At 43.7% G+C, this 1,665-nt stretch carries 3 protein-coding genes and 1 pseudogene; 3 read left to right on the top strand and 1 reads right to left on the bottom strand.

Annotated elements, in window-relative coordinates; translation table 11 throughout:
- Nucleotides 1–93 (bottom strand): annotated as a pseudogene (locus ACP45E_RS00840) (TRIC cation channel family protein); the annotation flags it as partial.
- 226 nt (nt 94–319) lie between these two features.
- Here ACP45E_RS00840 and ACP45E_RS00845 point away from each other — a divergent pair.
- From ACP45E_RS00845 to ACP45E_RS00855, 3 genes are all read left to right on the top strand, one after another.
- The gene (locus tag ACP45E_RS00845) at nt 320–859 is read left to right on the top strand and encodes an elongation factor P hydroxylase (RefSeq protein ID WP_017038854.1); all 540 of its coding nucleotides are present in this window, start codon (nt 320–322) and stop codon (nt 857–859) included.
- A 9-nt stretch (nt 860–868) separates the two neighbouring features.
- Nucleotides 869–1,132, top strand: a complete 264-nt coding sequence (locus ACP45E_RS00850; protein ID WP_017036024.1) for a YfcL family protein — start codon at nt 869–871, stop codon at nt 1,130–1,132.
- Nucleotides 1,133–1,284: 152 nt separating this feature from the next.
- A partial coding sequence (locus ACP45E_RS00855) for an NADPH-dependent FMN reductase (protein WP_069584591.1) occupies nt 1,285–1,665 on the top strand: 381 nt, incomplete at its 3' end.

The raw sequence follows: 1,665 nt of genomic DNA on the forward strand, positions 1-1,665 counted from the left end.
CCCAAACCAGTCCATTTTTTGTTTTCCGGCGCTGAGTGCACCTGTCATGGCTTCAGCCGTGATGCCAATGATGTACAAAACACTAAGTAGCATTGCATTATCTCTCGTTAAATAGAACACCCTGAATGCGGGGGGGTGTCAGATAAAAATGAAGCGAGAGTTTAGAGCCAAATGTGATTGGTGACGAATGAAAAATTGTACCTCAAAGGCGGGCTTCAGATTAGCTATAGTAATGCTTTTTACATTCTAAGTAGCGCTTTACCTTACGCATAAAACAAAGCAAAATACGTGCGTTAACCGCTATCTTTATTAAAGTGCCATGACCCATCCAAAACACACGTATCAAGACTTAATTGCCCTCTTTAATGATACTTTTTTTGACGCCTACAATACCAAACTAGAACTTGGTGGCGATGAGCCGATCTATCTGCCAGCAGACGAGCAAACACCACATCATCGTATTGTGTTTGCGCGCGGTTTTTACGCCTCAGCGCTGCATGAAATAGCACACTGGTGCGTAGCAGGACCAAAGCGTCGGTTATTGGAAGATTTTGGCTACTGGTACGAACCGGATGGCCGGACAAGACAGGCGCAGGCGGAATTTGAAAAAGTCGAAGTGCGTCCGCAGGCTTACGAGTGGATCATAGCGAAAAGTGCAGGCTTTCCTTTTACCGTCAGCTGTGACAATCTACACGGCGATTTTGAACCCGATCGCTTAGCCTTTATGAATACGGTTCATAAAGAAGTGATGGGCATTTTGAAGCAAGGGCTACCTGAACGAGTCATGATGCTCTCTGAAGCCCTTCGTCAGTATTATCAAGTTGAGCCGTTATGTGCTGACCAATTTATCGTTAAATAAGAGATAACAATGATTATAGAATTTGAAGAAAAGCTAATAGAGTTGATTGATGCACGTATTGAATCTGCTTCTGACGACGAGCTGTTCGCAGGTGGGTATTTACGAGGCCACATTTCATTGTCAGCCGCTTCATGTGAAGAAGATAACATTGACGATATCACGGAGTTGAAAACTCGAATAGTTCAAAGCCTTGAAGAAGCAAAAACAGAGCTCACACCCGCTGATCGAGTGATTGTTAATGATTTATGGATTGAGCTAACGGATCAGTTGTAGAGCGCAGCAGTTTTAGAGAGCATCAGTTGTAGACAATATGCAGCGAGCCCTTGTTCAATGTTTCTGAATGACTTGTTAAGCACATTGCGGTTGTTTGAAAGGACAATTCGGTTATTCTCTGTAGCAGATGTTTACGAATAAGGAACAACGTCATGAAAATTATCGCCTTCGGTGCAAGTACCAGCTCTACGTCCATCAACAAAACGCTCGCGACGTATACGGCTAACTTAGTAGAAAACGTTGAAGTAGAAGTGCTTGATCTCAATGATTACTCGGTTCCTATGTTCAGTGAAGATGTAGAAAAAGAGATAGGTAAAGCGGAAGGCGCTCTGCGCTTTATTCACGATTTATCTCGAGCTAATGCCTTTGTTATCTCATTTGCTGAGCACAATGGTCATTACCCTGCGGCATACAAAAACTTGTTTGATTGGGCGACTCGTATCAAGCGTGATGTCTTTGCTGATAAACCCGCTGTATACCTTGCTACTTCACCGGGCCCAGGTGGTGCAAAAAGTGTATTAGCAGCGGCTACT

It is taken from the genome of Vibrio genomosp. F10 str. 9ZD137, assembly GCF_049974785.1.
Classification (GTDB): domain Bacteria; phylum Pseudomonadota; class Gammaproteobacteria; order Enterobacterales; family Vibrionaceae; genus Vibrio.

What these genes read in the sequence shown, in the direction of transcription:
- ACP45E_RS00845 (WP_017038854.1), top strand. Translation starts at nt 320, where the DNA reads ATGACCCATCCAAAACACACGTATCAAGACTTAATTGCCCTCTTTAAT.
- ACP45E_RS00850 (WP_017036024.1), top strand. Translation starts at nt 869, where the DNA reads ATGATTATAGAATTTGAAGAAAAGCTAATAGAGTTGATTGATGCACGT.